Here is a 2,937-nt window from a genome sequence, read left to right on the forward strand (position 1 = left end):
CGCTGTGTTCCATGACCGTCATCCCCTTGTCCGTCCGGTGTGGTCCGTCCCTCTGGCCCATACCGGAACCATATACCCCCCTAGGGTATCGCCAGGCGAGGGTGGCCGCGTCAGGGGCCGTGCACGCCTATGCCGAGCGTCCGAGAGGTTTGTTTGACCATCACCCACCTATTCGCGGAGGGGCCTGCCGCGCTGCGGCGGGACGCTCCTGGCCCGCTCCTGCCACACCTCCGTCCCCTCCCTGGCTGAACGCCCGCTCCGGCGCCGACGCGGTCGCCCAGGCACGTCACCCAGCGCGACTCCGCAGCCCGACGCAAGCGCTGGAACCTCAAGATCATTACGCTCCCGGGCGTGGCTGTGCCCGTCACGGCGTCATCCACCGGAGGGGGCAGGGCTCGACGCGCCGCGAGTCGCACTGACACAGATTGTCAACTGATTGATTCTCACGGGCCTGGTCGCTGTCCCGGTCCTGCGAAAGGGTTCCAAGAAGGCGGCAGTGCGGCATCTGCGCACTCGATCTGCTGCCGCGCCGAGTGTTCAGGCGCACCCACGAGAGAAGGAAACACACCCCTGATGCGCGCCCTTGTGGTCGATCACAGTGAAGCCGGACCCGTCCGGTTCGCGGATGTCGATGAGCCCGTACCGTCCGCCGGTGAGGCGTTGGTGGAGATACGGCATATCGGTCTCAACTTCGGAGAGCTGAATTACGTGCACCAGTGGCCGGCCGGCGCTGTGCACGGTCACGACGCGGCCGGCATCGTGGTGCGCGCCGCGTCCGACGGCTCGGGGCCGCCCGCGGGTACGCGCGTCGCAGTGGGAATGGCTCCCCACTCGTGGGCGGAGCGGGTGGCAGTCAGCCCCGCCTCGCTCGGCACCGTCCCCGAGGGGGTCGATCTGGCCCACGCCGCGGCGCTGGGGATCGCCGGAGTCACCCCTCTGCGAGTGCTGCGCAAGCGTTCTCTGTTGGCGCGCAACGTTCTGGTCACCGGCGCCAGCGGGGGCGTGGGGCACTTCGCCGTCCAGCTGGCGGCCCTGGCGGGCGCCCGGGTGACGGCACTCGTCGGTTCACCGGAGCGAGCCGCCGGACTCCGTGAACTCGGCGCCGACAAGGTCCTGACCGACCTGGCCGAAACCGGGGACCGGTTCGACCTCGTCCTGGACACGGTCGGCGGACCACTGGTGGCCCGGGCATGGAGTTCCCTCGCCGAGGGCGGCACCATCCACCTGGTCGGCTACTCCTCGGGGCAGGAAACCACCTTCCCGGCAGAGGCCTTGTTCGGCTTCGGCGAACCCCGCAGCATCGCCACCTACGGCGACATGACGCCGACCGGCGGGGAGCTGACGGACCTGTTGGGCCTCATGGCCGCCGGGAAGCTCTCGGCGCCGGTCGGACTGCGAGGCGACTGGCAGGACGTGGACAACGCCGTCCGGGCGCTGTTCGCGCGGAAGGTGCACGGAAAGATCGTTCTTGACGTGGCCTGACGCTGCAGGCGAGGACAGATGCGCCTCGCCCGCCGGCGGGCGGTTCGCGGCGGTGGACGAGAATGGCCCCATGGATGTGCTGGCGGAGGTCTTGCGTGTTTCGGGTGCGCGTGGAGGGCTCGGGGTCGTGCTGAAGGCCGGCGGAACCTGGGGCCTGTGGCTGGACTCCTACCCAGGGGCGGCGCTGCACGTGGTGTCCCGCGGCACCATGTGGCTCCACGTCACGGGCGAGAAACCTCTTGAGGTGCGGGCCGGAGACGCCGTCCTGGTGTCGCCGGGCACCGCACACGGGATAGCCGGCGGAGCCAGTGTGACGATGGGTTCCTGCGACCGTGAGGCAGCGGCCCGGTCCTTTGCCGATGGCCGGGCCCTGCGGCTGGGCTCGGCGCCGGTGCAGACGGAAGTGATCGTCCTGCACTACGAGCAGGACCCGGAGGTGCGCACACCGGTGCTCACCTCCCTCACCCGGCCGATGCATGTCTCAGCCCGGGAGAACGCGCAGCTCGCAAGGGCCGTCGAACTTCTCGCTGTTGAGCTCGCACAGCCGCAGATCGGCACCACCGCCGCCGTCAACAGCATCGTCGACCTGCTGCTCGTCCAGTTCGTACGCGCCTGGCTGGCCCGCCACCCGCAGGAGCGGTCCGGCTCATGGCTGGGAGCGATGCGTGATCCGGTCGTGCGCGACGCTCTGGCGTGTGTCCACGCCCAACCGGAGCACCCCTGGACCACGGAAACCCTGGCCGCCGCGACGAACGTCTCCCGGGCGACGCTGTCCAGGCGTTTCCGGTCCGCTCTCGGACAGACGCCGGGCGCGTACGTGACGCAGTGGCGTATCGACCTGGCGTCCGTCCGGCTCCGCGATACCGATGAGCCCGTCGAGTCGATCTCCGGCGCGGTCGGATACGGCTCTCCGCACGCTTTCAGCCGTGCCTTCAAACGTGCCCGAGGCACGGCCCCGGGCGAATATCGTTCTCGACTTCGCAGGTGATCCCGGCCTCGGGGAACATCGGTACAGCGGTTGGCGCTGAGATTGATCATGGTCGGCTAGCACACCGGCCGGTGGCTCTGCTGGGGTTCGCGGAAAGACGCCGGGCGGGTGCTGGGGCTGGCTACGGTCCGCTCGTGCCGGTGGAGTTTTTGACTGATGAGCAGGCCGAGGCGTACGGGAAGTTCGCCGAGGAGCCGACCCTCCCCGAGCTGGAGCGGTTCTTCTTCCTGGACGACGTCGACCGCGATCTGATCGCCCGGCGCCGCTCCGCGCACTATCAGCTCAGCTTCGCGCTCCAGATGTGCACCGTGCGCTACATCGGCCGGTTCCTGCCGGCATCGAGGACCCGGTCGTCTTCGAGGAGGACCCCGGCACCTCCAGCCGCCTCCACCCCCTCCAGCGCCCGAAGTTCGCCGAACTGCTCACCTACGCGCGGCCGGGCGACACCGTGCACATCTCCGAGATGT

At 69.5% G+C, this 2,937-nt stretch carries 2 protein-coding genes and 1 pseudogene; all 3 read left to right on the forward strand.

All coding sequences use genetic code 11. From position 1 onward, the window contains the following. Nucleotides 1-573 precede the first annotated feature (573 nt). Nucleotides 574-1,482 (forward strand): zinc-binding dehydrogenase, encoded by a 909-nt coding sequence (locus JKV81_RS16995; protein ID WP_202076613.1) that lies wholly within the window; start codon nucleotides 574-576, stop codon nucleotides 1,480-1,482. Between the two features lie 70 nt (nucleotides 1,483-1,552). Further along, nucleotides 1,553-2,470, forward strand: coding sequence for an AraC family transcriptional regulator (locus tag JKV81_RS17000; RefSeq protein WP_202076614.1), 918 nt, complete (start codon nucleotides 1,553-1,555; stop codon nucleotides 2,468-2,470). Between the two features lie 134 nt (nucleotides 2,471-2,604). Beyond that, nucleotides 2,605-2,802 (forward strand): annotated as a pseudogene (locus tag JKV81_RS36850) (DUF4158 domain-containing protein); the annotation flags it as partial. Nucleotides 2,803-2,937 lie beyond the last annotated feature (135 nt).

It is taken from the genome of Streptomyces silvae (genome assembly GCF_016745505.1).
In the GTDB taxonomy this organism is placed as follows: domain Bacteria; phylum Actinomycetota; class Actinomycetes; order Streptomycetales; family Streptomycetaceae; genus Streptomyces; species Streptomyces silvae.

Excerpts from the sequence above, each read along its gene's own strand:
- JKV81_RS16995 (WP_202076613.1), top strand. The coding sequence starts at position 574 with ATGCGCGCCCTTGTGGTCGATCACAGTGAAGCCGGACCCGTCCGGTTC.
- JKV81_RS17000 (WP_202076614.1), top strand. The coding sequence starts at position 1,553 with ATGGATGTGCTGGCGGAGGTCTTGCGTGTTTCGGGTGCGCGTGGAGGG.